Consider the following 26,762-nt stretch of genomic DNA (forward strand, 5'->3'; position numbering starts at 1 on the left):
GCGCAGAGGAACGAACCCATGAGCTGCAACGCAACGGGTGCAGCCCTCACGGTCGAGGGCCTTCGCTGGGGGCCGCGTTCGGGCCTGACGCTGGTCAACGACATCGGCTTTGCGATCGCGGCCGGCAGCCGGCTTGCGATCCTCGGGCCGAATGGCGCCGGCAAGACCTCGCTTCTGCGCTGCCTCTACCGGGCGGTGCAGCCGAATGCCGGCCGTGTTTCGGTCGATGGCGTCGATCTCTGGTCGATCTCGGCCCGCGAGGCGGCAAGGACAATCGCCGTCGTCTTGCAGGAGATGCCCGGCGATTTTCCCTTCAGCGTGCGCGACGTCGTGATGATGGGACGCATTCCCCGGCGGGAGGGCTTGAGCGGCTGGAACGATTTCGACCGCGAGCGGGTGCAGCACGCGCTCGCGCATCTCGATCTCGCCCATCTTGCCGGTCGCCAGTTCTCGACGCTTTCGGGCGGTGAGAAGCAGCGGGTGCTGATCGCCCGCGCGCTGGCACAGGAACCGCGCATCATCATCCTCGACGAGCCGACGAACCATCTCGACATCCGCCACCAGCTCGAAATCCTCGAGCTCTTGCAAACGCTGAAACTGACAATCGTCTCGACGCTGCACGACATCAACCTCGCCGCCGAGTTTGCGACAGATGTCGCGATCTTGACCGCCGGGCGGTTGACGGCCTTCGGCCCGCCCGAAGAGGTGCTCAGCCCCAGCGAGCTTTCGGCCGCCTTCGGCGTCACCGCCACCGTTCACAATGCCGCTGCCGGCGGCGCCCGCTTTTCCTTTTCACTTCCTCGACAGGGATCGATTTCATGAAGATCAATATTGCCCCATTTTCCCTTCTTTTCGTGCTTGCCGCCGCCACGCCGGCGCTCGCCTATCCGGTCACCGTCAAGAGCTGCAACCGCGAGGTGACCTTCGACGCGGCGCCGAAGCGGGCGATCGCCAACGACGTCAACCTGGTGGAGATGATGCTGGCGCTGAGGCTCCAGGACCGCATGGTCGGCTATACCGGCGTTTCCGGCTGGAAGACGCTGGACGAGAAGCTGCGCGAAGGCGTCAAGGAACTGCCGGAGCTTTCGGAGAAATATCCGACCAAGGAAGTGCTGCTCAACGCCGATGCCGATTTCCTCTTTGCCGGCTGGAACTACGGCATGAAGGTCGGCGGCGAGGTCACGCCCGAGACATTGGCGCCCTTCAAGATCGGCGTCTACGAGCTGACCGAATCCTGCATCCACGTGATGGCCAAGCAGAAGCCTGATATGAACGACATGTTCGTCGATCTTCTCAATCTCGGCCGCATCTTCGGCGTCGAGGATCGCGCCGAGACGCTGGTTGACGGCTATCGCCGCCAGCTTGCCGAGATCACCAAGGCGAACGCCGGCAAGGCTAACCCGACGCGGGTCTTCGTCTATGATTCCGGCGAGGAGAAGCCGTTTACTTCCGGTCGCTTCGGCATTCCGACGGCGATGATCGAGGCCGCCGGCGGCGCCAACATCATGGACGACGTGGAAAAGAGCTGGGTGGAAATCTCCTGGGAACCGGTGATCGAGCGCAACCCGGAAGTGGTGGTCATCGTCAACTACGGCGAGGTGAAGGCCGAGGACAAGATCGCCTTCATGAAGAACAATGCGGCCTTCAAGAATGTCGATGCCGTCAAGAACGATCGCTTCGTCGTGCTCGATTATGTCGAAGCGACGCCAGGCCCGCGCAACATCGACGCCATTGCCAGGCTTGCCAAGGCCTTTCAGGGCGAGGGCCTGTAAGCGATGCTGGCTGAGGATGCGTCGCCTGGTCCCGTCGCCGTTTCACGCCTAGCGCCGGCACGGGCGCTGAAGGCGGGTGCCGGTCTCATGGCGGCGCTTTTGCTGCTGGCCTTGACCGTCACGGCCGGCGTATCGCTCGGCTCGGCGCCGATCCCGGTTGCGACCGTCTGGTCGATCATCGCCAGCAAGATTTCTCTGGGCAGCGTCGAGGCTTTCTGGTCGGCGGGGCGCGAGAGCATCGTCTGGGACGTGCGCCTGCCGCGCGTCATGCTGGCGGGCCTCGTCGGCGCCGGGCTGGGGCTGACTGGCGCCGTGCTGCAGGCGGTCACGCGCAATCCACTTGCCGATCCGCATCTGCTCGGCGTTTCCTCCGGCGGCGCGCTCGGCGCGATCGTGGCGCTGCTGCACACCGGCATGATCCTCGGTCTTGCCACGGTGCCGCTCTTTGCCTTTGCCGGCGCGCTGCTCGCAACCGTGCTCGTCGCCTTCGTCTCCCGCGTGCTCGGGAGCAGCGCCGACCGTCTCGTGCTGGCCGGCGTCGCGGTCGCCTTCGTCTTGACATCCGTCGGCAACCTCATGATTTTCCTTGGGGACCCGAGGGCGACCCATACGGTCATCTTCTGGATGCTCGGCGGTCTTGGCCTGGCGCAATGGTCGCAGCTCGTCTATCCCGGCGTGGTGCTTTTCGCGTCCCTCGGCTGGCTGATGATCCGGGCGCGCGAAATCAATGCGCTCGCCATGGGCGACGAAACCGCGATGACGCTCGGCATTCCCGTGCGCCGCTTCCGGCTGACGCTGTTCGTCGTCACCGCACTTTTGACCGGGGTGATGGTCGCCTTTTCCGGCGCGATCGGTTTCGTCGGGCTGATGGTGCCGCATTTCGTGCGGCTTCTGGCCGGCAGCGACAACGTGCGGGTCATTCCGCTCTCGGCCTTCTTCGGGGCGCTGACGCTCATCCTTGCGGATCTGGCCGCCCGCGTCATCATGGCGCCGGAGGACATGCCGATCGGCGTCGTCACCGGGCTCGTCGGCGGCATCGCCTTCATTGCCATCCTGAAGCGACGCGCGTAAGGCGGGTAGGAACACGTTATGGACAAGGGCCGGTTCCGGCCTATGTGTTAGCGCAGCCGAGGGATCGGCGATTGGCCCGCATGAGGAGCATATGGCGAACGAAGCTGACATCTGCACGCCGCAGGACGTTCTGAATTTCTGGTTTGGCGAACTCACCTATGACGACTGGTTCGGGACGAGCCACGAACTCGACCAGGCCTGTATCCGCCGCTTCCAGGCGTCGCACCTGGCGCTGGCGCGTGGTGTCGACGAGATCTGGCGCGCGAGCCCGGAAAACCGGCTGGCGGCGATCGTGCTTTTGGACCAGATGCCGCGCAACATGTTTCGCGGCACGCCGCTCGCCTTTGCCACCGATTGCCTGGCACTGCACGAGGCCAAGCTCGCCGTTGGCGCCGGTGCCGACATGGCGATCAAGCCGGAATGGCGCGCCTTCGTCTATCTGCCCTTCGAGCATTCGGAAAACCTTACCGACCAGACCATGTCGGTGAAGCTCTTTACCGAGCTCGGCGATGCCGATTATCTCGACTATGCCATACGGCACCGCGAGGTGATCGAGCAGTTCGGTCGTTTCCCGCATCGCAACGCCTTCCTGGCGCGGCCGTCGACGGAGGCCGAACTTGCCTATCTGGCGCAGCCCGGCGCCGGTTTTTAACGGGAAAGCGGGCGCTGACGGGGATTTATCGCCGTTCTTTGCATCTTTCCGCCGTCTTTCGTATTCACATCGAAACGTGAAGACGGCCGGAGCGATTCCGGACCACGGTCTCAATCTGCAAGGATCATGAAATTGCGTTCTGTCGGAAAACTGCCCGCCATTCTCGTCTGCCTGCTGGCGCTTGCCGTGGGCGGCCCGGTCATGGCCCAGAAGGCGGCGCAGCCGACACAGGCGACCGCGCAGAATGGAGCCCAGCCGGGTCAGAAGTCGGGGCCGTCCGCGCAGCCAGCGCAATCGACCCAGACCCCCTCTCAGCCGGCTGGCAAGCCGGTGACCGAGGAGGGCGCTCAGCCAGCTGCTGCCGGCACGACGCCGGATTCCGCCGCACCGGCGGCAACCGCAACCCAACCGGCACAGGGCACGCCGGCCCCGGCGCAGGATGCCGCTCAGGCCGAGGCGACGCCGCCGGCCGAAAACCAGACGGCGGAGCAGCTTGCCAAGGCCGGCGTGGAACTGAATAGGCTGACGGACCAGGTCGCGAAGGCCAAGGACGACGACATAGCGCTTGCCGAACTGAAGGTGCAGGTAGATGCGCTCGCCAAGCAGATCATCGGCGTCTCGGTCTCGACCCGCCCGCGCCTCGACGAGATCAAGGCGCGGTTGACCGAACTTGGCGATCCGCCGGCCGAGGGACAGCCGCCGGAAGCCGACATCGTGACCGCCGAGCGCAAGCGGCTGATGGCCGAGCGCGGCGCGATCAACGCGCTGACCGGCGAGGCCGAAGGCCTGTCGGTGCAGGCGACGAAGCTGTCCAACGCCATTACCGCGACAAGGCGCGCGCTGTTTTCCAATACGCTCCTGAAGAATACCGAAGTGTCGACCGGAATGTTCGACGACGCGCTGACGGCGACGGCGGACGAGACCCGGGTGCTGTCGCGCAGCGTCGGGAGCTGGCTGAGCTTTGCCTGGAACTACAAGCGCGTGCCGCTCCTGACGGCGCTATTCCTGTCGCTGCTGGCGGCGCTCGTGTTCCTTTCCGGCAGCCGCAGGCTCTTTCGCCCGCTGATCGAGCATGACATTACCGATGAGGAGCCGAGCTACTTCCGGCGGCTCTCCGTCGCATTCTGGTCGACACTGATCCCGACCATCGCGTCGGCAGCCTTCGCGGTCTCGAGCTTCCTGTTCCTGCGCGGCTTCAACGTGCTGCGTTCCGATATCGCACCGATCATTGCAATCACGCTCGGGGTCGCCGTCGTCGTCTTCTTCGTGACGAGGCTCGCTCAGGCCGTGTTGTCGCCGCGCGATTCGCGCTGGCGGCTCGTCCGGGTTTCCGATCGCGGCGCGCGGATGCTGATGATCGCGATCTTCGCCATGGCGCTGGTCAACGGCCTCGACTACCTCTTCGGCGGCGTCAGCGAGGCGCTCGGTTCGCCTGTCGTCCTGACCGTCGTCAAGAGCTACATTGCCTCCATCGTCATCGGCCTGATCATCATGGCTTCGGCCTGGATCAAGCCGACGCTCAGGAAGGATGAATCCTTCGACGCCCATGGCCGCGCCTGGCCGCGGGTGGTGTCTTTCGCGCTGCTCGCGACCGGCGCCTTGCTCATCATTGCCGCTGTGTCGGGCTATGTCGGTCTTGCCCGCTTCATCGCCACGCAGATCATCATTACGGGCGCGATCCTTGTCACGATGTATATCGGCATCCTCACCGGCCGGGCGGTTGCCAAGCAGGGCGCCTTTGCGGAGACCGCCGCCGGGCGTTATCTCGAGCGGCGCTATAATCTCGAACAGGTGGCGCTCGACCAGATCGGCCTTGCCGCGGGCCTCAGCATCTACGCGCTGGTCGTGATGTTCTTCATCCCGCTGATCCTCTTGCAGTGGGGCTTCCAGGTCGCCGACATCGAGTCCTGGGCCTACCGGATGGTGACCGAGATCAAGATCGGCTCGATCACGATTTCGCTGGTTGGCATCCTCGCCGGCATCCTGTTCTTCGCGCTCGGCTACGCCGTCACCCGTTTCGTGCAGCGCTGGATCGACGGCAACATCATGGCACGCAGCCGGGTCGATGCGGGCGTGCGCAACTCGATCCGCACCGGCATCGGCTATACCGGCGTCGGGCTTGCGGGGCTGATCGGCCTGTCGGCGGCCGGCATCGACCTCTCCAACCTCGCGCTCGTTGCCGGTGCTCTCTCGCTCGGTGTCGGTTTCGGCCTGCAGAACATCGTCTCGAACTTCGTTTCGGGGCTCATCCTGCTCGTCGAGCGCCCGTTCAAAGTGGGGGATTGGATCGTCAGCGGCACGACCGAAGGTTTCGTCAAGCGCATCTCTGTCCGCGCGACCGAGATCGAGACCTTCCAGCACCAGTCGATCATGATGCCGAACTCGCTGCTCATCAACGCCTCGGTCGGCAACTGGACGCACCGCAACAAGCTCGGCCGCTCCGAAATCGCCATCACCGTCACCTATGCCAGCGAGCCGCGCCGGATCATGGAGCTGCTCGCCGAGATCGCGGCCGCCCATCCCATGGTCTTGAAGAACCCGTCGCCGAGCGTCGGCTTCACCGCCTTTGGCGATGACCGCATGACCTTCGAATTGCGCATCTACGTGGCCGACGTCCTGACCGGCGGCGGCGTGCGCAACGACCTGCGTGTCTCGATCTACGAACGCTTCCGCGACGAGGGCATCGGTGCGCCGTTCCCGGTCAAGATCGAGGACGTGCCGGTCGAGGACCAGACCGGCATCGAAAGCCACCACCCGGAAGAGGTCGGCGAGCCGAAGGGCGCCACCTCCGCCGAGGAAAGGGCCGCAGCCAAGTCTGCCGCTTCGGACAAGAAAACTGCCGCTGCGGCGCCGCTCGATGAGGAGCGCGAAGTGGAGGGGGCAAGCAGCCGCCGGAGCGCCAGCCGCCGGGCAAACCCAAACCGCTGATAAACGGACCGTTCAGCCACTATTCAGCCGGCCTGCCATAAAAAGCATGCAATTCTTCTGGTGACCGACTACGCTGGTCATCGGCTGAAGAGGTGGCCGGCGCAGCGTCGCGTAACCGACGGGGCGGCCGGCTCGGCAAGAGGGCGGCGCGTCTGGCGTCGATGGGCGATGAAGAAATTTGTGATTGCTTTGCTTTCCGGTTTGCTGATGGCAGGCGCGCCGATGGCCGGTGCTGCCAGTGCCGCGACTGTCACGAACAAGGACAGCGAGACCGCCGTTCTGATCGTCGTCGAGGGTGAAAGCCGTGTGGAAGTGGCGATCGCATCCGGAGCGACCGAAATGATCTGCCCCAGCGGCTGTTTCGTCACCGCGCCGAGCGGTGACCGCATCGGCCTGCAGGGCGACGAGAACGTCGAGATCGTCAACGGCAACGTCGTCGTCAAGTAACCTTTCATTCCGCGACGGCGGTGCGGCAGGCGCGCCGCTGTCGGGCGGCACTCCATTCGCTCGATAGGTCGGCAGGTGCCGTCGCTGATGGCGCCGGCAGCCCCTTTAGTAACGGTCGCGGTGCTCTCTTCGCTCGAAGCCTAATCCCAAGGGATGGGCGAGGGCGCCGAAGCTCTCATTCGTTCGGGCGGGCAAGCCCGCGTCGGGCCTGCCGGACACTCTCCTTGCATTGACAGGCTGCATTGCCGGTAGCACGCTTGGGCGTTGGGGTGACGCGCGTGGTCGCGATCATCCGCGCATTGCCGGGGGGAGCCATGCCATTCCTTCGCATCGCCCTGTCCGTTCTGCTGGTGCTTTTCGCATCGGAGGCGCTGGCCGAAAAGCGTGTGGCGCTGGTCATCGGCAATTCCGCCTATCAGCATGTGGCCACCTTGCCCAATCCCGGCAATGACGCGCGCGACATGGCGGCAAAGCTCGAAGGGCTGGGCTTCGAGGTGGTGACCGGCGCTGATCTCGACCTCTCGGGTGTGCGCCGGGCGGTGCGGGACTTCGTCGGCCGGCTCGACGGCGCCGACCTCGCGCTGTTCTTCTATGCCGGCCACGGCCTGCAGGTGAACGGCGAAAACTATCTCGCCCCCGTCGATGCCACGCTCGCTTCCTCTGTCGATCTCGAATTCGAGGCAGTGCCGATGAACCTGATCCTGTCGGCGATGGAGCGCAGTACGCGGGTCAATATCATCCTGCTCGACGCCTGCCGCGACAATCCGCTAGCGGTCAATCTCGCCCGCTCGATGGGCACGCGCTCCGCCTCGGTCGGCCGCGGCCTGGCCAAGGTCGGCACCGGCATCGGCACGCTGATCGCTTTCTCCACCCAGCCCGGCAATGTTGCCCTCGACGGATCGGGGCGCAATTCGCCGTTCACATCGGCGCTCTTGAAACATCTCGGCCAGCCGGGGCGCGACATCACCCGCGAACTGATCGACGTGCGCCGCGACGTGCTGGCGGCAACCGGCGGCAAGCAGGTGCCCTGGGACAATTCCTCGCTGACCGGCGAAGTGGTGCTGAAGCCCGCCGTTGACGGCAAGCCGGCGCCGGCCGAGGCGCCCGCGACGGGTGAGGCCGCCGAGCTTGCCTATTGGGAAACGATCAAGGATGCGACCGACCGCGACCTCTTCGACGCCTATCTGCAGCAATATCCCGACGGTGCGTTCGCATCGCTCGCCAAGGCAAAGATCAAGATCATCGAGCGGGCTTCAGTGCCTACATCCGAAGGCGTGCCCGGCGGATCGGGTGGCCAGGCCGTGGCGGCCATCGATCCGGCGCTGGCCGCGCCCAATGCCGACGACACGACATTGGCCCGTTCCGTACAGGTTGAGCTCAACCGGCTGGGCTGTCGCGCCGGCAGCGAGGATGGCGTCTGGGGTGCCGGCAGTCGCAAGGCGCTCGAAGCTTTCGGCAAGTTCGCAAAGGTCGACCTTGCGACGCTCGAACCCTCCAGCGACGTGCTCGGTCGCCTGAAGTCGGAGAAGGTGCGGATCTGCCCGCTTGCTTGCGGCCGTAACGAAGAGGCGAAGGACGGGCGCTGCGTCACGATCCGGCGCGAGGCGAAGCTACCGCAACCAGGCGAGACGCAAGGCACGATCAAGGCACCGCAGAAAAACACCGGCACCCGCGCGATCAGCCCACCGGCCGAACTGCAGAAAAAGAGCTTTGCCAATTGCCCCGCAAATGCCGATGTCGCGTTCCGGCAGATGTTTGCCCGCGGCTCGGGCCGGGGCCGCATGACGATTTCCGCCACCCATTCCTGCGGCCGGGCCTTTGCCTGTCATCGCACCGCAAGGGGCCAGCCGTGGGATTGCGGCTGGCGGTAAAGCGGACAGCGCATGCTGGCGCCATCGAACGGGGTTGGCGTGAAGGGCGGCGGCGTTTCTCAACCCTCGCGCGTCATTTCAGGGCTTGATTTCGCTGCCGCATGCGCAAGGATCGCCGCGATGGTCAAGGCCGGTTCCGGCAAGGGAGGACACCCCATGAAGCTCCAGCTTATCCGCAATGCGACACTCAAGCTCGACTATGCCGGTCACACGGTGCTGATCGATCCCTTTCTCGGGCCGAAGGACAGCCTGCCGTCCTTTGCGGGGCGGGCGCCCAATCCGCTGGTCGGGCTGCCGTTCGACACCGATACCATTCTTGCCGGGGTCGAACTCGTCATTATCTCGCATCTGCACGAGGACCACTTCGACGACACCGCCAAGCATCGCTTGCCGAAGGGGCTGCCGATCTTCTGCCAGCCGGGCGACGAGGAGGCGATCCGTGGCGCTGGTTTTCGCGACGTCACGCCCCTTCTCGGCAAGGCGCAGTGGCAGGGCCTGAAGCTCACCCGACGTGACGGCAGCCACGGCCTTGGTCCTGTCGTTCAGGACATGGGGCCGGTCATGGGTTTCAGCCTTGAGGCCAAGGGCGAGCCGACGGTTTACTGGGCCGGCGACACGGTGCTCTATCCGGCCATCGAAAAGACCATCCACGATACGAAGCCGGATGTGATCGTCACCCATTCCTGCGGCGCACGCTGGGACGGCGCCCTGATCGTGATGGATGCGGCGCAGACGATCGCGGTCTGCGAGGCCTCCAAGAAGAGCATCGTGGTTGCAACGCACATGGAGGCGCTCGACCATGCGACGGTCAGCCGAGGTGATCTCCGCGCCGCCGCCAGCGCCCACGGCATCGCCTTGCCCAGGCTGCTCATTCCGGATGATGGCGACGTGTTGACCTTGATACCGCCCGTGGTCTAGGCGGCCGACAGGTCGCAGCAGACAAGCTGTTACGCGGCACGGCTGCCGGGGGCCCTTCTTGACCGGCTGCGGTCTTGATCCGCTCTCGCTTGCCACAGGTATCTGTGAATATTCGAAAATTCGCGCATATTAAACACAACGAAATCCTCCGCCGCAGGAGCGGTCACCGTTGTGGATCGAAAGCTCGCAGCCATCCTTGCGGCCGATGTCGCCGGCTTCAGTCGCCTCGCAGCGCTCGACGAAGAGAACACGCTTCGCGCGCTCGACCTTTGCCGGGGGCGGATTGCCGAATTGGTGGATGACCATGGCGGCCGCATCTTCGGCAGTGCCGGCGATGGTCTCGTCGCCGAGTTTCCAAGCGCTGTTCAGGCCGTCCGCTGCGCGGTGGAAATCCAGCGCGGTCTTCTCGATGCGCAGGAACTGCCCCCCGAACGTCACCTGCAGTTTCGCATCGGTGTCAATCTCGGCGACATCGTCGTGTCGGGAGACGATCTGCTTGGCGACGGAGTCAATATCGCCGCGCGCCTGCAGGAGATCGCCGTCCCGTCGGGCATCTGTATTTCCGGGGCGGTGCGCGAACATCTCGACGGCAAGGTGCCCTTCGCGCTGACCAGCCTCGGAGAGCGGAACCTGAAGAACATCCCCCGGCCCATTCTGGTTTTCCGGGTCGAATGGCAAGACGAGATCGCTGTCGGAGGTGGCGTCCTCAACGGGGCGCCGCTGGCCGGTCGCAGCAAGGACCAGCCGTCGCTCGTCGTCATGCCCTTCGACAATCTGAGCGGTCCAGGCGACGAGTACTTCGTCGACGGTGTCGTGGAGGAGATCACTGCAGCGCTCTCGCGCGTCCGGGATTTCTTCGTCATCGCGCGCCAGTCCGCCTTCACCTACAAGGGGCGCTTCGTCGACGTGCGTGACGTCGGCAGGGAGCTCGGTGTCACCTATGTGGTTGAAGGCACCGTGCGCCGCGGTGGCGACCGGCTGCGCATTTCCGTGCAACTGGTCGACGCCGAGACGCGGACCCAATCCTGGTCGGATCGCTACGAGGGCGCAATCGAGGATATTTTCGAGTTCCAGGATCGGATCGCCGCGCAGGTGGCAGGCGCCATTCATCCGGCCATCCGCGATGCCGAGATCGAGCTTGCCAAGCGCAAGCCGCCGGCCAGTCTGCGCGCCTATGATTTCGTCATGCGCGCCTTCCCCAATCTATGGGGGCGCCGCAGGGATAGCAACAACCAGGCGATCGAACTGCTTCGGCAGGCGATCCTGGTCGATCCCGGCTACGGCCGCGCGCATGCGCTTCTGGCGTGGTGCCATGCCTCGAGCGCCTCCTACCTATGGACCGACCGGCCGGAGCAGGAACTGGATCAGGCGCGTTCAGCGATCGAAGGTGCAGGCTCGATCAGCGACGATCCGACCGCTTTGACTGCGGCTGGCGCGGCAATGAGCATCTGCGGCGATCAGGATCGCGCCGCCACCTTTATCGAAAAGGCGCTGGCGCTTGATCCGAACAATGCCTGGGCATGGGCTCGGCTCGGCTGGATCGCGATCTTCACGGACGATCCCGCACGCGCAACGGAGCGGTTCCGGCGTGGGATGACGCTGAGCCCGAGAGACCCGCTCGCATTCAACATGAAACTGGGGATGGCTTTTTCCATGGCCATGCAAGGGGCTCTCTCCGAAGCCATCGCGATCGCCCAGGACGTCGTCAACAACTATCCTGACGTGACCTGGTCCTATCGCCACCTCGCGGCCTGGTCGGCGATGACCGGGGACATGGAGACCGCCCGATGGGCGGCGCAGAAGCTGCTGGCAGCAGAGCCGGGGTTCACGATCGAGCGGTATCGGGCACTGCCCTGGTTTCAGAGGATACCGCAGTGGCAGCATCAGATGGCCGAGGCGCTACGGCAAGCCGGCTTGCCCGAACGCTGATCGCCGCTCGCGGGATATGGGCGTTCCGTTCCCGGCCAGCCTCACGGGATCGAGAAAATGCTGATCTCGTTCGTGATGCCTCTGAGCGCGACATTGTGCGATTGCGGGTTGAGGCCGCGATCGCTGAGCAGGCTCGAGGCGCGAGGATCGTCGAGCACCGAACCGGTCGCAAAGATTTCGCGCGAGCTGGCGAGGTGTTGGACCCGAGAGGCGATGTTGACCGTCTGGCCGAAATAGTCCTGCCGCTCGTTGAGGCTGACGGCGATGCACGGTCCCTCGTGGATGCCGATTTTCAGCAGCAGGTCTTCCGAGCCGCGGTCCTCGTTCAGCTGTCGCATGGCGTCTCGCATGCGCATGGCGGCCGCAACCGCCCGGTCCGGCGTCGGGAAGGTGGCCATGACGGCGTCGCCGATCGTCTTGACCACCGCGCCGGCCTCCGCCGCGACGATCTCGTTGACGACACTAAAATGGGTCTTCACCAGATCGAAGGCGGCGAGGTCGCCGACCCGCTCGTAGAGCTCGGTCGAGCCGCGCAGGTCGGAGAAGAGAAAGGTGAGGCTGGTGATCTTCAGCCGCTGGTCTACGTCGATCGTGTCGGTGCGGTAGATGTCGCGGAAGGTCTGGTTGGAGAGCAGCCGCTTGGCGGTCAGGAACGGCCGGCGGCGGCCGAGGATATCGTGCAGCGCGTCGTTGGCGATGCAGACCGAGGGCAGGGTGCGGACATCCGTGTGGTTTTCCACCTGGATGCGCAAGGGACCGGGTTGCATGGTCAGCGCTTCGTCGTGGCGATGGCCGCGGTCGAAGACGAGCGACAGCGTGCGCCGCTCCTTGGTCGGCTCGCCCTTGACGTCGATGAACTGCGCAGCATGGGTCACCGGCTCGAAGATGATGATGAATTCCGCCGGCATCTGCAGCGAGATCACCGCCTTTTCGCCGGGCGGCAATTCCAGTGCCTCGATCATGAAATCGTCGACCTGGGCCTCGTAGCCCTCCTCGGGCAACTCAATGCCGGAGCCCCAGTAGATCTGCCGGAAATATTCGAGCGGCGTCAGTTCATGCGGGCTGTGGGCCTCGATGTGGCGTATGCGCGGGTTCACGGTGAAGGTCACCTCCACCATCTCGTCCAGCGTCGGCTCATAGCCGGCGGCGCAGAGAGAGCAGGTATAGGTGTCGCTCTGCACGGTCTTCAGCGAGGTGTTGGCATCGAGTACGCCGCCGCAGCCGGGGCAAAGCACATTCCAGGAAAGCTCGAAAAGCCCGAGGCGGGAAGCATGCAGGAAGGCGGCGATCGCCTTCTCCTCGTCGAGCCCGTGCTCGGCGGCAAAGGCGAGTGCGTTGATGCGGCCGAGTTTGCGGTCCGGCGCTTCCCGGACAAATCGCTCCAATACGCCGGCGATTTCAGGCTGCACGGTCTGGCGCAGCATATCGAACAGAGGCTGGGCTTCACTCATGCCGGCATCCTACACCGAAAACGGGCGCCGGGGCAGACGGTTTATCGGTGAGGATTGGTCGAGGGGAAAGCGGCCGACCGCCTTCCCGTCATTCGCTACGCTCTACCTCGCCAGCACTCCTCAGGCTACCTTGCGGTCGCGACCGAAGGGATCGCCAAGCACGGACTCCGTGTGCAGACAGGCCTGCCAACCGCTGTTCTCGCGTATCCAGGTGGTGGCGTCGGCGGCTTTCAGTGTCAAAGGCTGCCCGTCCACATCCATCTCTTCCGTCACCGTATAGGCGATGACGGCGACGTCCTCGCGCGGAAAGACCACGCTGACGTCGTCGAGGCGGAACGACTTGAGCTTCCAGGAACGCTCGGCCTGTTCTGCCATTCTGCGATAGTCGTCCGGCGTGAGCACCGCTGCGCCTTGCGCGCCGACGACAATCGAGCGTTCGGGCAGCATGGCCACGGATGCCTCGGTGTCCTTCTCCAGAATGGTTCGCCAGAATTCCTGTTCGAGGTCGATAATCTCCTGTTCGTCGGCATGTGCCATGGTTCGTACCTCCGTTTGGCATACCGGCAGAAGGCGTCAAACCGCGAAAGGTTCCGCCAAGACAGTCGGGTTCAGGCGATCTCAGAGCGCATCTTGATGCCGGCAACAAGCGTGGGAACCGAACAACCGACCACGTCGTTTCCCTGGTCTGGCATCACGGTTGGGACAGGGGGTAGGAACATGACGGCGCTATCGGGAAAATGCCTTTGCGGTCGGGTCGCGCTCTCGGTGCGCGGCGAACCGATCCGGGTCGGCATCTGCCATTGCATGGACTGCCGCAAGGAGAGCGGATCCGCCTTCACCTTCTATGGCATCTGGCCCGCGGAACAGTTTGAATATTCGGGCGAAATTTCGGATTTCCAGGGCCGGTGCTTCTGTTCGCATTGCGGCTCGCGTGTCTTTTCAGTCGACGCGCGCGAGGCGGAGGTCAAGCTCGGCATCCTGTCCCAGGCGCCGACGACGCTGAAGCCGAGCTACGAACTCTGGGTCAAGCGCCGGGAGCCTTGGCTGCGGCCAGTGGAGGGTGCCGCGCAGTACCAGGAAGATCGCGAACGCACAGGCGACGAGGAGCCGTCCGACACCCGCTACTAGGCCTGTTTCGCTACAAATTCGAATCCCCTTAAATGAGCATCGATTCATGCAGTGAATTGTGCTTTAGATCAAAGCGTTGCCGCCCCCGTCCGGCCGAGGCGTCGTCGGCGAGCGGACGCTGGGGGAGTGAATGTCGGCACGGCCTTCCTTACGAATTTCCACGCCGCTCAACGGACTGCTGGCAGCGCTCGGCCTTGCCGCCGTCGCGGCGCTGACCACGCGCAATATCGGCGCGACGGCGCGGCTCTCGCTGGAGCTGGTGCTTGGCGGCCTCTGGCTTTTCTATGTGCTGCAGCTGGCCGATACGCTCGCCGCCTGGCCCACGGCGGATCGTCGCGCGCTGATGCCGCATCTCGTCATTGATATGGTGGCCGTCGTCGTTCCGCTGGCCGCCTTCCTGTTCGCCGATCCGCGCGACCAGAGCCTTTATTGCGGAGTCTGGCTCTTGAAGCCCTTGCGCCATTCCACCTTCTTCCGGCTGCTCGGCCGGGTGGTGGCGCGCGCCGCGCCCAATCTCGTCGGCGTCACCTCGCTCTTCGGCATCGTGCTCTTCGGCGCATCGCTGGTCGCCTATCTGATCGAGCGCGACATCCAGCCGGACAAGTTTGGCAGCATTCCGCAGGCCATGTGGTGGGCGGTGGTGACGCTGTCGACCACCGGCTATGGCGACGAGATCCCGCAGACGCTGGCCGGCCGGGTGCTTGCCGGTCTGGTGATGATGAGCGGTATCGGCATCTTTGCGCTCTGGGCTGGCATTCTCGCCACCGGGTTTTTCGAAGAAGTGCGCCGCCAGGATTTCGTGCGCAACTGGCAGCTGGTCGCGGCGGTGCCGCTGTTCGAAAAGCTCGGCTCGGCCGCCTTCGTCGAGATCGTCAGGGCATTGCGGCCGCGGGCGGTGCCGGCAGGTAGCATCATCTGCCGCAAGGGCGAGCCGGGCGACCAGATGTACTTCATCGTCGAGGGGCGCGTGACGATTGCAACGCCGTCACCGACGCCGGTCGAGCTCGGCCCCGGCAGCTTCTTCGGCGAGATGGCGCTGATATCGGGTGAGCCGCGCTCTGCGACCGTCACGGCTGCCACAGAAGTCTCTTTGCTGTCGCTCTATTCGGAGGATTTCCAGATGCTGTCGAGCAGCAATCCGGAGATCGCCGAGGTCATCCGCCGGACCGCCGAGACGCGGCGTGGCCGAGCCCCGGAGGCATGAGAAAAGCCGGCGTCACGGCGGCCGGACGTCTCAAGCCGGCACGCCGGTCTCGTTAATTCGCCGGCCGCTTATTAACACCGAAGAAAGCCTTTCTCCTCTAGCATGGCGCCTGCAAGTTACAGCGACTAGGCGGGCATGAAGAACGCGCGGAGCTGTAGGGGGACACTCTTTCACATAGGCGTTCAATGTCATTTTTTGGCGTTTCCGGAATGTATTATTCCGGCGAATCCCTTGCCGAGCACCGCATCGTGCTTGCCGAGGACTCCAACCTCTTTTCCTCGATGGTCTCGAAGCGGCTGAAAGAGCTGTTCGACATCGATGTCATCGTCTGCCGTGACTATGACGATCTGCAGTTCGCCGTCGAAAACGCGACATTCCCGGCCTCGCTCGCCATCTCCAACATCAACCTGCCGGGGGCGGAAAACGGCGAGGCGCTCAACTACCTGATCGAGATGAGCGTGCCGACGGTCGTCTTCACCGGCTCGTTCCAGGAATCGACGCGCGAGAAGATTCTGGCCAAGGAGATCGTCGACTACGTCATCAAGGACAGCGTCTTTGCCGTCGACATGCTGGCAGAATCGGTCTGCCGGTTCCTCACCAACCACAAGCACCATGTGCTGATCGTCGACGACAGTCCGACCGCACGCGCGCTGCTGACGACGCAGCTCAAGCGCTACAACTTCCGCACCAGCTCGGCCGAAAACGGCGCGATGGCGCTGGAGCTCCTCAAGAACAATCCGGACATCGGCCTCGTCATCACCGACTACAACATGCCTGATATCGACGGCTTCGAGCTGACGCGGCGCATTCGCAGTTCCTACGGGCCGCACCAGCTGCGCATCATCGGTGTTTCGTCGTCGACCAACCGCCTTCTGTCGGCGCGCTTCCTCAAGGCCGGCGGCAACGACTTCGTCGTTCGTCCCTTCGTCAACGAGGAATTCTACTGCCGCGTCAACCAGAACCTGGATACGCTGACCAAGATCCGCACACTCAGTGAAAAAGTTAGGGTTCCTGCTTAACCATCAAAGCAGGATGGGTAAAAACCCCTAAGAATTATTGGGTGGGTGCACCAAAAACGCCGCGCACAGGTTGCCGTATTAACGAAATTGCAATCCGAACGGTCTTCAATCCGCCGCAGCAGGAGCGGGGAACCCGGTCACACGGATCACGCCGGCCGAAAGGCCAGGCGCGGCAAGTGGCCGGGTTGAAGATTTCGGGAGCCAGCGTCACCCCTTGAGGGAAGCACGCCTGTGGCTCGAGAGGGGTTGCAGGGACGTGAGATTGCGCCGCACGCCAGGCCGGGTGAATTCTGTGCAGAAGCACAGTGACAAGCGCATGCTGGTTGTCGAAGATTCCCGGATGTTTGCGACGGCGCTGAAGTACGGGCTTGAGTCCGTCCACGGCATTCGCGTTACCCATTGCAACTCGCTGGCGGCGCTGAAGGAAGCGCTGGAGCAGGCGCCGGAGAGCTTCTCGCTCGCCGTTCTCGATCTCAACCTGCCGGATGCGCCCAATTGCGAGGCGCTCGAATTCATCCTCGACAACCAGGTGCCGGCCGTCGTCTTCACCGCGGCCTTCAACGACCATACGCGCGAGGAAATCCTCAGGCGCGGCGCGCTCGATTGTGTCATCAAGCACCAGCCGGAATCGATCAATCTCTTGATTGGCGCCGTTGATCGGGCGCTGACCAACGGCAAGACGACGGTGTTGCTTGCTGATTCCGATGCCGCCTCGCGCAGCGAACTGGCCGGCATCTTGAGGCGCAAGCGGATTTCCGTCTGCGAGGTCGCATCTGCCGCCGATGCGCTGCAGGTGCTCGACAGCGGCGAGGCCGTCGATCTCGTCGTCACCGACCTTGATCTCTCCGACATGTCCGGCGCAGCGCTGCTTGCCGAGGTGGAACGGCGGCGGGGCGACGGTGCGGTGCCGGTCATCGGTCTCTCCGACAGCGGCGACCGGCGTGCCGGCGCCCGTTTCCTCGAAGCGGGCGGTACGGATTTCATTCAGAAGCCCTTCCTCGAAGCGGAGTTCAATGGGCGCATTGCGCAGGCGGCCGGCGTGCAGAAGCGGCTGCAGACGCTGCAGCGGCAGGCGGCCAGCGACTACCTCACCGACCTCTACAACCGCCGACACTTCTTCGTGGCGGGGCCGCGGCTGGTCGAGCAGTGCCTCAGGCGCGGCGAGCCGACGGCGATCGCCGTGCTTGATATCGATCATTTCAAGCGCCTCAACGACACCTATGGCCACGAGATCGGCGACATCGTGCTGAAGCATGTGGCCAAGCGCCTCTCCGTGCTCGTTGGCGAGGACCATCTGCTCGCCCGCCTCGGCGGCGAGGAGTTCGGCATCCTCTTCAACGGCTGCGACGTGCGGCGCGCCTTCGCCTTTTGCGACGCGCTGCGCCTGGAACTCGCAAAATCCCGCATCGTCGCCGACGACGAGGAGCTGACGATTACCGTCTCGATCGGGCTTGCCACGATCGAGACCTCGGAGGCCTTCGAGAACTACCTGCATGCCGCCGACCAGTTTCTCTACATGGCCAAGCATGCCGGCCGGAACCGGGTGATTTCCGAGTTGGCGCTGCTCGACGCGCTGGCCTCGTAAACTGCCGGGCCAGACCGGCAGGCCCACCCTCGGAAATAATGATCCGTCACCTGTCGGCTTGGAACGAAGTCGATCGTCCTTCGGTTACCGCCCATGATCAGGCGGCACGAGGAGGACCAAATCATGACCAATGTCGTTTCAAATCTCTGGTTTGCGAAGGAGGCGCGCCAGGCCGTCGACTTCTATGTTTCGCTCGTTCCCAATTCGGCAATCATCCGCGTCACCACCTTGCCGGCGGAAAGCCCGAGCGGACCGCCCGGCAGCGTGACGACCATCGAGTTCACGCTCGGCAACCAGGAATTCCTGGCGCTCGAAGCCGGGCCCCTCGATCCGTTCAACCATTCCTTCTCGATCATGATCCAGTGCGATACCCAGGAGGAGATCGACCGGATTTGGAACGCGATCAGCGAAAACGGTGGACAGATCGAACAATGCGGCTGGATCCGCGACCGCTGGGGGTTGTGCTGGCAGATCGTGCCAAGGGTGCTCGGCGACATGGTCGCCCATTCCGACCGTGCGCGCGCCAAGCGCGTCACGGAGGCGATGCTCGGTATGATCAAGCTCGATATCGCCGAACTGGAGCGGGCGTTTCACGGCTAGAAGCCGGTTGTCTCGTGGGTGCAGGACCCGCAAGTTATGGAAGCGGCAGGCGGGCCATGCCCCGCCTCCAGCGACGCTCGAGATGCCAGGCACAAGGCCGCCTGCCTGTGCAACCATGGGGCGCTTTTTGGCGCGAAGACATCTACCCGTTTATGAGGGAACCTTTTATCGGATGACAAGGCTGGCCGGCGCGGGGGCACTTGGAAGCGCACTGGCTGTTGGGGGGAGACGACGTGAATTTACAGATGTTTACGAGTGTTGATGGCCGTATCGGACGTCAGGCCTGGTGGTTGGCGCAGATCGTTATCTGCATTGCGGCGATAGCCGCGATGTTCGCCGGCGGGGCGTTGTTGGCGCTTTCGGGCGTCGACAATTATGCCGCGGGCTTCAGCCTTATGCATATGCTTGTCATCCTCATCATCGCCGCGAGTTTCTATTTCGGCTTCACGGTCAACACCGAGCGCTGGCACGACCATGGCCGTTCCGGGTGGTGGAACCTTGCGCTGTTCGTCCCGGTCGTCGGGCCGCTCTTGGGCCTCGTCATGTTGGGCTACCTCGCGAGCGAGGAGGGTGACAACCGCTTTGGTCCGCCGGTCCTACGCTTCGTCGGAGGTGGTGCCGCGCGCTTCGGCCGCGCCGGTCAGTGACGCCGGGCTGTAAGTCAAAGGGCTAAGGCGACGTTTGTGTGCGTCCGACAGAACGAGTGTCGCCTTCGGCGTTCATTTTTCGCCCCTGCACGTGCCAAGCGCGTGACGGTGGCGATGCCGGGCATGATCAAGCCGGATATTGCCAAGATTGAGCGTGCAAACAGCTTTGGGCCCCCGGCCGTCGGGCGTCGAGCCTTGCCGGTGCCGGATCGGTCTCGGGCCGACCTTTCGGTCGTGCCCCTCAATCGCTTTACTTGCTCTTCTGCGGATAGATCGTTTCGCCGCGCTTCAGCATCTCGACGAAGGTCTCGATCTTCTTTTTGCGCCCGGCTTCGGTCTTCATGTTGTGGGTGCGGAAGGCGAGCGCGAAGCGGTTCTGTGCGCTGAGCTTGCCAAGCATTTCGCGGGCTTCGGGCTCAGCGTCGATCGCCGCCTGCAGGTCGTCGGGGATCTGCATGTCCTTGCCGCTGGCATAGGCGCGGTCCCAGCGGCCGTCGGCCTTGGCGGCATCGACCTGTTTGAGCCCGTGCTCGGTCATACGGCCCTCGGCAATCAGGCGCGAGACATTGTCGACATTGATCTGGCTCCAGATGCTCTTCTTGCCGCGCGGCGAATAGCGCTGGAGGAAACTCCTGTCGTCGTGCCCCTTGCGCACGCCGTCGATCCAACCCCAGCAGAGCACCGCGTCGATCGCCTCCTTGGGCGTGACCGAGGCGAGGCCGGAGCTGACCTTGTGGGTCTTGATCCACACTTCGGTTTCGCTCTGGTGGTGGGTGGCGAGCCAGTCGTAAAAGCTCTGGAAGTCCTTGAATTCATGAACCTTGGCGGGATTGATCTCCACGGGGGCCATCGTTTGGCGTGCTCCTCGCTCTCCTGAAACGCCGACCATTCAATCCAAAACAGCGGCGCGTGCAAGCGCCAGGACGGCACAAGCGGAAAGTGTCACCAACGAAAAAGGGCGGAGAAGCTCCGCCCTTGTCTGATCCATCTGATCTGCCGCTTATCGCGCCATCTGCAGCGTCAGCTTGCGGTCGGCGCGCTCCTGCTGCGGCGAGCGGTTGTAGAGTTCGCGATAACACTTGGAGAAGTGCGAGGCGGAGACGAAGCCGCAGGCTACGGCCACTTCGACCACCGGCATCGACGACTGGATCAAGAGGTGCCTTGCGCGATCGAGGCGGATTTCGAGATAGTAGCGTGCAGGCGAGCGGCCCATTTCCTGGCGGAAGAGGCGCTCGATCTGGCGGCGGGAGAGATCGGCGCCCTCGGCGATTTCGAGCAGCGAAAGCGGCTCGGCGAGGTTTGCCTCCATCAGTTCGATGATGGACAGCACCTTGGCGTTCTGCACGCCGAGACGGGCGCGCAGCGGCAGGCGCTGGCGGTCATGGGGCCCGCGCACGCGATCGGTCAGCGCCTGTTCGCAGACGCGGTTGACGAGGCTCTCGCCGAAATCCTGGTCGATCAGGTTCAGCATCATGTCGAGCGAGGCGGTGCCGCCGGCGCAGGTGTAGATGTTGCTGTCGATTTCGTAGAGGTCGGCATAGACGTCGACCTGCGGGAAGCTTTCGGAAAAGCCCGGCAGGTTTTCCCAGTGGATGGCGCAGCGCTTGCCGGTCAGAAGACCGGCCGACGCCAGCACATGGGCGCCGGTACAGAGGCTGCCGACGGCGACGCCGCGATTGTAGACCTCGCGCAGCCAGGCATTGACCGACTTGTTGTTGAAGTCCTCGACATAGATGCCGGAACAGACCAGCACCATCGAGGGGCGGTTTTCGCCGCCGAGAAACTTGCGCTCGTCTGCAAGCGACGAGTTGACCTCGAGCGCGATACCGCTCGACGACAGGACCTTTTCGCCGTCGGACGATGCGAGGCGCCAGGAATAGGCCTCGTAGCCGAGCATGCGGTTGGCGATGCGGAGCGTTTCGATCGCCGCCGAAAAGGGCAGCATGGAAAAGTTCGGCACCAGGAAGAAGACGAGAGAACGCTTTTTGGTCAGTGGCTTGTTCATGAGGCTTCCCATGCTTGGCGATGCGGTATATTCGTCGCTTGGAAGATACTCTTCGGCTTGTCTGTTTGCGACATTCGCATGGATAGCAGCGACCGCAAAGAGATTTCGCATTGCGACATCGCGCGGTGAAAGGCGGCTCGGCCCCGCTTTCAGGCTTTTGTAAGGAAAGCGGCAGTTTTTACAGCGCTGTTGACGCTATCGGACAAGAACTGCCAGAGATACGCAACATTCGCAAAGCGCTCTCCAGGGTTGTGTTTGCCGATTGCGACGCTTCACACGGCTGGTGCGGGTGTCGGTAAAAGACAAGTGGACCTCGTGGGATCGATCGCTAGCCTGATTAACGGCACTGCGAGTAGAGGTGCGAGCCAAATCGGCCGATGATCACACACCATTGGCGGCGCGTGCTTTCGACATTACATGCGATGCGGCGGTCTCTTTGGAAGGGTACTTTGCGTGGGGCAGAATCAGCCAACAGCTCTGAGGCGCGCCGTTTCGCTGCTGAAGGCCCTGTGGACTGTTTCGGTCATCGTCGCGACAACCGCCATCGGTGCCCACGCCGGATGGTTGGGCCACGGCATCGTGGGGTCGTTGGCGCTCGGGTTCGTGGGGCTTGTCGCCGGCTGTTTCCTCAGTCGGCCGTCGCTTCTCGCAGAGTTGCTGACCTAGGCCGCATTGCGTTTCGGATTGCGCGACGACACGTTCGAACGCAAAGGAAAAGGGCACCGCCTTGTCGGCGATGCCCTTCGATTCATCCGGATCGTGACGCCCTCAGAAGGGACAGATCACGCCGTCATTCATTGTTCGGTCTTATGCACCGCATCGTCCACCGACGGGAAGCCGATGTCCTTCAGCGTGTCATAGGACAGGTTCTCGAGGGCCCGTTCCTGGCGATAACGCTTCCATACTGCCCAGGCACGAACCTGCAGATTGAAGAGACCCGGAAGGGACGAGTGGGAGGATGCCCGTTCCGAGGCCGATGAAAACTGAGTGTTGGACATTTCATGGCTCCTTCTGAGTGTCTCAGCCGGTCGCGACCATGATGGTATTTATGGCCTAACCTGACTTATCATTCCAACGAATATGTTTGATGCCTTTCATCAAACATGGTGATTGATTAGCGGGTCCGCAAACATCACGTCGTCACGGACTCTCTGTGGCAGTTTGGCGAGTTCGCGCCGGGCTTCCACCCGATTCCGCGCGATCTGTTTTTCGCGTCGTTGCCTTGCAACACCGTCGAGGACGGCGATCATTTGATTGAGGGCGTTGAGGACCATGTCGTTGCTCCTGCTATGCTCTTTTTTTACCACTGCCTGCGGCAGGCGGCTGTTACGGAGGGAACTCTTCGAAGCGGCGATAACAAGGGCTGCGGTGGACATGCGTTTCTCCTTCCTGCGTCGTCCTTGAGCTTGACTATCGGCCATTGCTGATGTTCAATCAAACGAAATGAAGTGAAGCTATCTTTCAGTTTTTTTGAATGAGGTTGACGCCATGAACATGCTGATGCGCCATGCGCTTCCGCTTCTCGAAATGGACGTGCTGAAGACTTTCATCGCGATTGCCGAGACCGGCAACTTCACCACCGCCGCCGAAACCGTCTACCGCACGCCGTCGGCTGTCTCGATGCAGATCAAGAAGCTCGAAGAGATGCTCGGCTGTACGCTGTTCCTGCGAGACGCCCGCTCGGTCACCTTGACGCCGAAGGGCGAGTTGCTGCTCGGCTTTGCCCGCCGCCTGCTGTCGCTCAACAACGAAACGGTTTCCCGCTTTCTCTTGCCGGATATGAACGGCGTCGTGCGCGTCGGCGCGCCTGAGGACGTTGGCGAGCGCATCCTGCCCGAGGTGCTGAAGCGTTTCGCCGAATCCTATCCGAACGTCACGGTCGATGTGTCGATCGGCATGAGCAACGCCATGCGCAAGAAGGTGGACGAGCACCGGCTCGATATCGCCATCTTCAACAGCCTGACCGAGGGAACGCCCCGCAATGGCGAAATTCTGATGCAGGAAAAGCTGGTCTGGGCCGGCGCAAAGTGCGGCAGCGCGCATCTGAAGGATCCGCTGCCGGTGTCGATGTGGGAGGACGGCTGCGTCTGGCGGGCGGATGCGGTAGAGAAACTCGCGCGCGCCGGCCGCAAGTTCCGCATTGCGTTCCTCAGCGCCTATACCACCGGGCAGCGCGCCGCCGTGCTTGCCGGTCTCGCGATCGCGCCGCTGCCGCGTTACCTCGTCCAGGGGGAAATGGTGCAACTCGGCGAGCGCGACGGCCTGCCGGATCTCGGCCACTACAATATCGGCCTGCAGGTGATCAGCGATGCGCCGGCGCCTGTACTGGCGGTCGCCGACCATGTGCGCGACGCGTTCGCCGATCTGCAGGTCCAGTAAGGGGAGATATCGCGGTTGCGCTCTTCCCGGTCGCTGCCCACCGCCTTCCTGTCGTCCTGGCCACTTTCGTCGAGTGCCCGGCCATGAGCGAACGGTCGCGCGTTCTCGATCCGATCGACCGCCTGTCGGAGATCATCTTCGGCCTCTTGATGGCGCTGTCCTTCACGGGAACCATGAGCACGGTCACGGCCGGCGAGGGCGGTGTCAATGCCGTGCTCGTCGCCGCCCTCGGCTGCAACATCGCCTGGGGCATCGTCGACGGCGTCATGTATGTGCTGACGACGGTGGTGGAGCGCGTGCGACGGCGCGGTTTTCTCGACAGGCTCAGGTCTGAGCGGCTCGATCGCGCCCGCGAACTGTTTCTCGAAAGCCTGCCGGACGATGTGCGCCGCGTCTCTTCGCCCAAGGAAACGGAAGCGCTGCTTGTCCGGGTGAGGGCCCTTTCCGCCGATCCCAGGCACAGGGTGGTGACTGCGCACGACCTTAAGGCAGCCGTCGCGATCTTCCTGCTGGTCGTCGCCTCGACGTTGCCGCCAAGCATTCCCTTCCTGCTGACGGACAATGTCGCGCTCGCCATGCGCGCCTCCAACGCCATTGCGCTCGTCATGCTCTTCGTCATCGGCGCGCGCCTCGGCCGCTACATGGGCCGAAGCCCCTGGCCGATGGCCTTTGCGATGGCTGCGATCGGCGCGGTTCTGGTGGCGGTGACGATCCTCTTTGGCGGATAACTTTCGCCCTTGAGCGACGAGGGTTCGCTCACACCTTGATCGGTGCCTGGCGGATGTGGATTTCGATCAGCCGTTTCAGTTCGGGCAGATCCCGGGCTTCCAGCGCGTCGACCATCAGGTGGTGCTCGCGGGCCGATTGCTCGATGCGGGCGCGGGTGCGCCATTGCGATACCGGGGCCGATACGGTGCGCTGGCGGATTTCGGCAACGACGTCGACGAGTTCGGAATTGCCCGAGAGCATGAGAAGCGCGCGGTGGAAGGCGAGGTTGGCGTCATAGTGCTCCATGATGGAGCCGCGAAACGACATCTCGTCGAACTGCCGGGCGAGTTGCCGCAGTTCGGCGATGGTGGCGGGCGTTGCATTGGCAACCATGCGGTCGGCGACGCCGGTTTCGAGAATCACGCGGATATCGCTGATTTCCTGCGTGCGCTGGTCGTCGAGTTCATAGACCTGGTAGCCGCGGTTGGGATTGTGCTGCACCAGCCTGCGCTGCGACAGCCGGTCGAGCGCCCGGCGCACCTCCGGCCGCGTGCAGTCGTAGCGGCGCTCCAGGTCGATCTGCTTCAGCCAGGCGCCGGCCGGCAGGGTCCCGGTCAGGATGTCGTGCAGCAGGAGGTCGGTAACGTCCTTCTTGTCCTCGGGCTTTTCCTCGGGCGCCAGCATTTCCGTCAGATCGTCGCTCATTCCTGCCTTACACTCTCTTTCCGCCTGTCACCGGCCTCTGACGCACGTTGCTGGTGCATGTCCCAAGTCCCCGGCGCGTGCCTCGCGTCGCCCGCCGCAGCGGAATTGGCTCCATTTTTGGAGAAACTATGATGCTGTCGTGAACAATTCAATGCGGGAGAGCGGCGTTGCCTGCCTGCCTCTCGCCGTTGTGCACATCGCTCGAAATGTTTCAGGACCCTCTTGTGTATCCAAAAATGTTATCATAAATTGGCGCCAATTCTGGTTACTATTGTTGCGGAAGTCAAGAAACGATGAAAAATGCCGATGCCGTCTGGGACCTCCTCGAAGCCAAGCGCGAACGGTTCTTCGTGCTCAGCGACCGGGTCTGGGATACGCCGGAAACCAATTACGAGGAGTTTTCCTCGTCGGCCGAACACGCCGCGCTGCTGGAGGCCGAAGGTTTCCGTGTGTCGCGCGGCATCGCCGGCATGCCGACGGCGGTCATGGGCGAGGCGGGCGAGGGCGGACCGGTCATTGCCATTCTCGGCGAGTTCGATGCGCTGCCGGGCCTCAGCCAGGAGGCCGGCATTGCCGAGGAACGGCCTCTGGTCGACGGCGGCAATGGCCATGGCTGCGGCCACAATCTGCTCGGCGCCGGCGCGATGATGGCGGCGACCGCCGTCAAGGATTACCTCGCGGCCAGCGGCATCAAGGGGCGGGTGCGCTATTACGGGTGCCCGGCGGAAGAGGGCGGCTCGTCCAAGGGCTTCATGGTGCGCGCTGGCGTGTTCGACGATGTAGATATCGCGATTTCCTGGCACCCCGCACCCTTTGCCGGCGTCAACAACCCCATTTCGCTTGCCTGCAACGAGCTCGACTTCCGCTTCAGCGGCCGGGCGTCGCATGCATCGGCTGCCCCCCATCTCGGCCGCAGCGCGCTCGATGCGCTCGAACTGATGAATGTCGGCGTCAACTATCTTCGCGAACACATGCCATCGTCGGCGCGCATCCACTATGCGGTGACGGACACCGGCGGCAACGCGCCGAACGTGGTGCAGGCCCGCGCCAAGGCGCGCTATCTCGTGCGCGCCCGCAGCCTGCCGGAACTGCTCGATCTCGTGGAACGTGTCCGCAGCGTTGCCAAGGGCGCGGCGCTGATGACCGGCACCACGGTCACGGACGAGATCGTCAGCGGCGACGCCAACCTCGTCGGAAACACCCCGCTCGAAGCGCTGATGCACCGCCAGCTTGAGCATCTGGGACCGCCGCAGTTCGACGAGGACGATCGGCGGACGGCGGCAAAGTTCCAGGAGACCTTTACCGGCGAGGATATCGCCTCTGCCTTCGAGCGTTTCGGGCTCAAGCTGCGACGGGGCGTTTCGCTCTGCGACACGATCTTTCCGCCGGAAAACGGCGCCGGCACGCTTGTCGGCTCCACCGATGTCGGAACGGTGAGCTGGGTGGTGCCGACCGTGCAGATGCGCGGCGCGACCTACGCGATCGGCACGCCCGGCCATTCCTGGCAGCTGGTGGCGCAAGGCAAGCTGCCGGCCGCCCACAAGGGCATGGAGCACGCGGCCAAGGTGATGGCGAGCACGGCGGTGGAGCTGATCCTCGATCCCGCGCTCATTGCCGCCGCCAAGGCCGACCATGCCGTAAGGCTCGAGGGCACGCCCTTCGTCAATCCCATTCCTGACGATGTCGACCCGCCGATCCCCGGGGTGAGCCATGGTTAAGTCATCGATCGACAAGCGAAGGGAG

Annotated in this window: 25 protein-coding genes; 18 read left to right on the forward strand and 7 right to left on the reverse strand. The window is 63.6% G+C overall.

Features of this window, described 5'->3' with window-relative positions; translation table 11 throughout:
* Positions 1-18 precede the first annotated feature (18 nt).
* The 9 genes from ASD63_RS02660 to ASD63_RS02700 all read left to right on the forward strand — a co-directional run bounded on the left by ASD63_RS02660 (position 19) and on the right by ASD63_RS02700 (position 11,588).
* Positions 19-822: an ABC transporter ATP-binding protein gene (locus ASD63_RS02660; RefSeq protein WP_034788088.1), complete on the forward strand. Its 804-nt coding sequence runs from the start codon at positions 19-21 to the stop codon at positions 820-822.
* Positions 819-1,772 (forward strand): ABC transporter substrate-binding protein, encoded by a 954-nt coding sequence (locus tag ASD63_RS02665; RefSeq protein WP_034788092.1) that lies wholly within the window; start codon positions 819-821, stop codon positions 1,770-1,772. Before ASD63_RS02660 ends, ASD63_RS02665 begins: the two co-directional genes overlap by 4 nt.
* 87 nt (positions 1,773-1,859) lie before the next feature.
* Positions 1,860-2,843, forward strand: a complete 984-nt coding sequence (locus ASD63_RS02670; protein WP_034788510.1) for an iron ABC transporter permease — start codon at positions 1,860-1,862, stop codon at positions 2,841-2,843.
* A gap of 91 nt (positions 2,844-2,934) precedes the next feature.
* Positions 2,935-3,495 (forward strand): DUF924 family protein, encoded by a 561-nt coding sequence (locus tag ASD63_RS02675; RefSeq protein ID WP_034788096.1) that lies wholly within the window; start codon positions 2,935-2,937, stop codon positions 3,493-3,495.
* 126 nt (positions 3,496-3,621) lie between these two features.
* Positions 3,622-6,423: a mechanosensitive ion channel family protein gene (locus ASD63_RS02680; RefSeq protein ID WP_082572758.1), complete on the forward strand. Its 2,802-nt coding sequence runs from the start codon at positions 3,622-3,624 to the stop codon at positions 6,421-6,423.
* A gap of 168 nt (positions 6,424-6,591) precedes the next feature.
* Positions 6,592-6,870 carry a hypothetical protein gene (locus ASD63_RS02685; RefSeq protein ID WP_034788099.1) on the forward strand — a complete coding sequence of 93 codons (279 nt, stop codon included), beginning with the start codon at positions 6,592-6,594 and terminating at the stop codon, positions 6,868-6,870.
* A gap of 314 nt (positions 6,871-7,184) precedes the next feature.
* Positions 7,185-8,741 carry a caspase domain-containing protein gene (locus tag ASD63_RS02690; protein ID WP_060528776.1) on the forward strand — a complete coding sequence of 519 codons (1,557 nt, stop codon included), beginning with the start codon at positions 7,185-7,187 and terminating at the stop codon, positions 8,739-8,741.
* Between the two features lie 156 nt (positions 8,742-8,897).
* Positions 8,898-9,659 (forward strand): MBL fold metallo-hydrolase, encoded by a 762-nt coding sequence (locus ASD63_RS02695; protein ID WP_034788518.1) that lies wholly within the window; start codon positions 8,898-8,900, stop codon positions 9,657-9,659.
* A 171-nt stretch (positions 9,660-9,830) separates the two neighbouring features.
* Positions 9,831-11,588: an adenylate/guanylate cyclase domain-containing protein gene (locus ASD63_RS02700; protein WP_060528777.1), complete on the forward strand. Its 1,758-nt coding sequence runs from the start codon at positions 9,831-9,833 to the stop codon at positions 11,586-11,588.
* 41 nt (positions 11,589-11,629) lie between these two features.
* Here ASD63_RS02700 and ASD63_RS02705 read toward each other — a convergent pair whose 3' ends face one another.
* Together ASD63_RS02705 and ASD63_RS02710 are read right to left on the reverse strand one after the other, a co-directional pair.
* A complete protein-coding gene (locus ASD63_RS02705) occupies positions 11,630-13,039 on the reverse strand; it encodes an adenylate/guanylate cyclase domain-containing protein (RefSeq protein ID WP_034788105.1) in 1,410 nt (469 codons plus the stop codon).
* A gap of 120 nt (positions 13,040-13,159) precedes the next feature.
* Positions 13,160-13,576, reverse strand: a complete 417-nt coding sequence (locus ASD63_RS02710) for a nuclear transport factor 2 family protein (protein ID WP_034788108.1) — start codon at positions 13,574-13,576, stop codon at positions 13,160-13,162.
* A 180-nt stretch (positions 13,577-13,756) separates the two neighbouring features.
* Between ASD63_RS02710 and ASD63_RS02715 the strand changes: the two genes are divergently transcribed.
* The 6 genes from ASD63_RS02715 (at position 13,757) to ASD63_RS02740 (ending at position 19,222) form a co-directional block, all read left to right on the forward strand.
* Positions 13,757-14,167: a GFA family protein gene (locus ASD63_RS02715; RefSeq protein WP_051659123.1), complete on the forward strand. Its 411-nt coding sequence runs from the start codon at positions 13,757-13,759 to the stop codon at positions 14,165-14,167.
* A 130-nt stretch (positions 14,168-14,297) separates the two neighbouring features.
* The gene (locus ASD63_RS02720) at positions 14,298-15,371 is read left to right on the forward strand and encodes a cyclic nucleotide-gated ion channel (RefSeq protein ID WP_034788119.1); all 1,074 of its coding nucleotides are present in this window, start codon (positions 14,298-14,300) and stop codon (positions 15,369-15,371) included.
* 185 nt (positions 15,372-15,556) lie between these two features.
* Complete coding sequence (locus ASD63_RS02725) at positions 15,557-16,390, forward strand: response regulator (RefSeq protein WP_034788121.1); 834 nt, start codon at positions 15,557-15,559, stop codon at positions 16,388-16,390.
* A 292-nt stretch (positions 16,391-16,682) separates the two neighbouring features.
* Positions 16,683-17,975: a diguanylate cyclase gene (locus tag ASD63_RS02730; protein ID WP_244497210.1), complete on the forward strand. Its 1,293-nt coding sequence runs from the start codon at positions 16,683-16,685 to the stop codon at positions 17,973-17,975.
* A gap of 123 nt (positions 17,976-18,098) precedes the next feature.
* Positions 18,099-18,575 carry a VOC family protein gene (locus ASD63_RS02735; RefSeq protein ID WP_034788525.1) on the forward strand — a complete coding sequence of 159 codons (477 nt, stop codon included), beginning with the start codon at positions 18,099-18,101 and terminating at the stop codon, positions 18,573-18,575.
* Positions 18,576-18,775: 200 nt separating this feature from the next.
* Positions 18,776-19,222 carry a DUF805 domain-containing protein gene (locus ASD63_RS02740; protein ID WP_127889108.1) on the forward strand — a complete coding sequence of 149 codons (447 nt, stop codon included), beginning with the start codon at positions 18,776-18,778 and terminating at the stop codon, positions 19,220-19,222.
* A 250-nt stretch (positions 19,223-19,472) separates the two neighbouring features.
* Here ASD63_RS02740 and ASD63_RS02745 read toward each other — a convergent pair whose 3' ends face one another.
* From ASD63_RS02745 to ASD63_RS02765, 4 genes are all read right to left on the reverse strand, one after another.
* Positions 19,473-20,072, reverse strand: coding sequence for a YdeI/OmpD-associated family protein (locus ASD63_RS02745; RefSeq protein WP_060528779.1), 600 nt, complete (start codon positions 20,070-20,072; stop codon positions 19,473-19,475).
* Between the two features lie 150 nt (positions 20,073-20,222).
* Positions 20,223-21,227, reverse strand: coding sequence for a GlxA family transcriptional regulator (locus ASD63_RS02750; protein ID WP_034788530.1), 1,005 nt, complete (start codon positions 21,225-21,227; stop codon positions 20,223-20,225).
* Between the two features lie 794 nt (positions 21,228-22,021).
* Complete coding sequence (locus ASD63_RS02760) at positions 22,022-22,225, reverse strand: DUF1127 domain-containing protein (RefSeq protein ID WP_034788135.1); 204 nt, start codon at positions 22,223-22,225, stop codon at positions 22,022-22,024.
* 99 nt (positions 22,226-22,324) lie between these two features.
* On the reverse strand, positions 22,325-22,603 hold the full coding sequence (locus ASD63_RS02765) for a hypothetical protein (protein ID WP_051659126.1): 279 nt from the start codon (positions 22,601-22,603) through the stop codon (positions 22,325-22,327).
* Between the two features lie 112 nt (positions 22,604-22,715).
* On the opposite strand from ASD63_RS02765, the gene ASD63_RS02770 reads away from it, so the two are divergent.
* Together ASD63_RS02770 and ASD63_RS02775 are read left to right on the forward strand one after the other, a co-directional pair.
* The gene (locus ASD63_RS02770; RefSeq protein ID WP_034788138.1) at positions 22,716-23,606 is read left to right on the forward strand and encodes a LysR substrate-binding domain-containing protein; all 891 of its coding nucleotides are present in this window, start codon (positions 22,716-22,718) and stop codon (positions 23,604-23,606) included.
* Positions 23,607-23,689: 83 nt separating this feature from the next.
* Positions 23,690-24,334, forward strand: a complete 645-nt coding sequence (locus ASD63_RS02775) for a VIT1/CCC1 transporter family protein (RefSeq protein WP_060520584.1) — start codon at positions 23,690-23,692, stop codon at positions 24,332-24,334.
* Between the two features lie 28 nt (positions 24,335-24,362).
* On the opposite strand, the gene ASD63_RS02780 is transcribed toward ASD63_RS02775, so the two are convergent.
* On the reverse strand, positions 24,363-25,019 hold the full coding sequence (locus ASD63_RS02780) for a GntR family transcriptional regulator (protein ID WP_034788143.1): 657 nt from the start codon (positions 25,017-25,019) through the stop codon (positions 24,363-24,365).
* A gap of 293 nt (positions 25,020-25,312) precedes the next feature.
* Between ASD63_RS02780 and ASD63_RS02785 the strand changes: the two genes are divergently transcribed.
* Positions 25,313-26,737, forward strand: coding sequence for a M20 family metallopeptidase (locus tag ASD63_RS02785; RefSeq protein ID WP_060528780.1), 1,425 nt, complete (start codon positions 25,313-25,315; stop codon positions 26,735-26,737).
* The last annotated feature ends 25 nt before the right edge of the window (positions 26,738-26,762 follow it).

Origin of the sequence: Ensifer sp. Root558 (genome assembly GCF_001427045.1) — a bacterium.
In the GTDB taxonomy this organism is placed as follows: Bacteria; Pseudomonadota; Alphaproteobacteria; order Rhizobiales; family Rhizobiaceae; genus Ensifer; species Ensifer adhaerens.

What these genes read in the sequence shown, in the direction of transcription:
- ASD63_RS02660 (WP_034788088.1), top strand. Translation starts at nt 19, where the DNA reads ATGAGCTGCAACGCAACGGGTGCAGCCCTCACGGTCGAGGGCCTTCGC.
- ASD63_RS02665 (WP_034788092.1), top strand. Translation starts at nt 819, where the DNA reads ATGAAGATCAATATTGCCCCATTTTCCCTTCTTTTCGTGCTTGCCGCC.
- ASD63_RS02670 (WP_034788510.1), top strand. Translation starts at nt 1,860, where the DNA reads ATGGCGGCGCTTTTGCTGCTGGCCTTGACCGTCACGGCCGGCGTATCG.
- ASD63_RS02675 (WP_034788096.1), top strand. Translation starts at nt 2,935, where the DNA reads ATGGCGAACGAAGCTGACATCTGCACGCCGCAGGACGTTCTGAATTTC.
- ASD63_RS02680 (WP_082572758.1), top strand. Translation starts at nt 3,622, where the DNA reads ATGAAATTGCGTTCTGTCGGAAAACTGCCCGCCATTCTCGTCTGCCTG.
- ASD63_RS02685 (WP_034788099.1), top strand. Translation starts at nt 6,592, where the DNA reads ATGAAGAAATTTGTGATTGCTTTGCTTTCCGGTTTGCTGATGGCAGGC.
- ASD63_RS02690 (WP_060528776.1), top strand. Translation starts at nt 7,185, where the DNA reads ATGCCATTCCTTCGCATCGCCCTGTCCGTTCTGCTGGTGCTTTTCGCA.
- ASD63_RS02695 (WP_034788518.1), top strand. Translation starts at nt 8,898, where the DNA reads ATGAAGCTCCAGCTTATCCGCAATGCGACACTCAAGCTCGACTATGCC.
- ASD63_RS02705 (WP_034788105.1), bottom strand. Translation starts at nt 13,039, where the DNA reads ATGAGTGAAGCCCAGCCTCTGTTCGATATGCTGCGCCAGACCGTGCAG.
- ASD63_RS02710 (WP_034788108.1), bottom strand. Translation starts at nt 13,576, where the DNA reads ATGGCACATGCCGACGAACAGGAGATTATCGACCTCGAACAGGAATTC.
- ASD63_RS02715 (WP_051659123.1), top strand. Translation starts at nt 13,757, where the DNA reads ATGACGGCGCTATCGGGAAAATGCCTTTGCGGTCGGGTCGCGCTCTCG.
- ASD63_RS02720 (WP_034788119.1), top strand. Translation starts at nt 14,298, where the DNA reads ATGTCGGCACGGCCTTCCTTACGAATTTCCACGCCGCTCAACGGACTG.
- ASD63_RS02725 (WP_034788121.1), top strand. Translation starts at nt 15,557, where the DNA reads ATGTCATTTTTTGGCGTTTCCGGAATGTATTATTCCGGCGAATCCCTT.
- ASD63_RS02735 (WP_034788525.1), top strand. Translation starts at nt 18,099, where the DNA reads ATGACCAATGTCGTTTCAAATCTCTGGTTTGCGAAGGAGGCGCGCCAG.
- ASD63_RS02745 (WP_060528779.1), bottom strand. Translation starts at nt 20,072, where the DNA reads ATGGCCCCCGTGGAGATCAATCCCGCCAAGGTTCATGAATTCAAGGAC.
- ASD63_RS02750 (WP_034788530.1), bottom strand. Translation starts at nt 21,227, where the DNA reads ATGAACAAGCCACTGACCAAAAAGCGTTCTCTCGTCTTCTTCCTGGTG.
- ASD63_RS02760 (WP_034788135.1), bottom strand. Translation starts at nt 22,225, where the DNA reads ATGTCCAACACTCAGTTTTCATCGGCCTCGGAACGGGCATCCTCCCAC.
- ASD63_RS02765 (WP_051659126.1), bottom strand. Translation starts at nt 22,603, where the DNA reads ATGTCCACCGCAGCCCTTGTTATCGCCGCTTCGAAGAGTTCCCTCCGT.
- ASD63_RS02770 (WP_034788138.1), top strand. Translation starts at nt 22,716, where the DNA reads ATGAACATGCTGATGCGCCATGCGCTTCCGCTTCTCGAAATGGACGTG.
- ASD63_RS02775 (WP_060520584.1), top strand. Translation starts at nt 23,690, where the DNA reads ATGAGCGAACGGTCGCGCGTTCTCGATCCGATCGACCGCCTGTCGGAG.
- ASD63_RS02780 (WP_034788143.1), bottom strand. Translation starts at nt 25,019, where the DNA reads ATGAGCGACGATCTGACGGAAATGCTGGCGCCCGAGGAAAAGCCCGAG.
- ASD63_RS02785 (WP_060528780.1), top strand. Translation starts at nt 25,313, where the DNA reads ATGAAAAATGCCGATGCCGTCTGGGACCTCCTCGAAGCCAAGCGCGAA.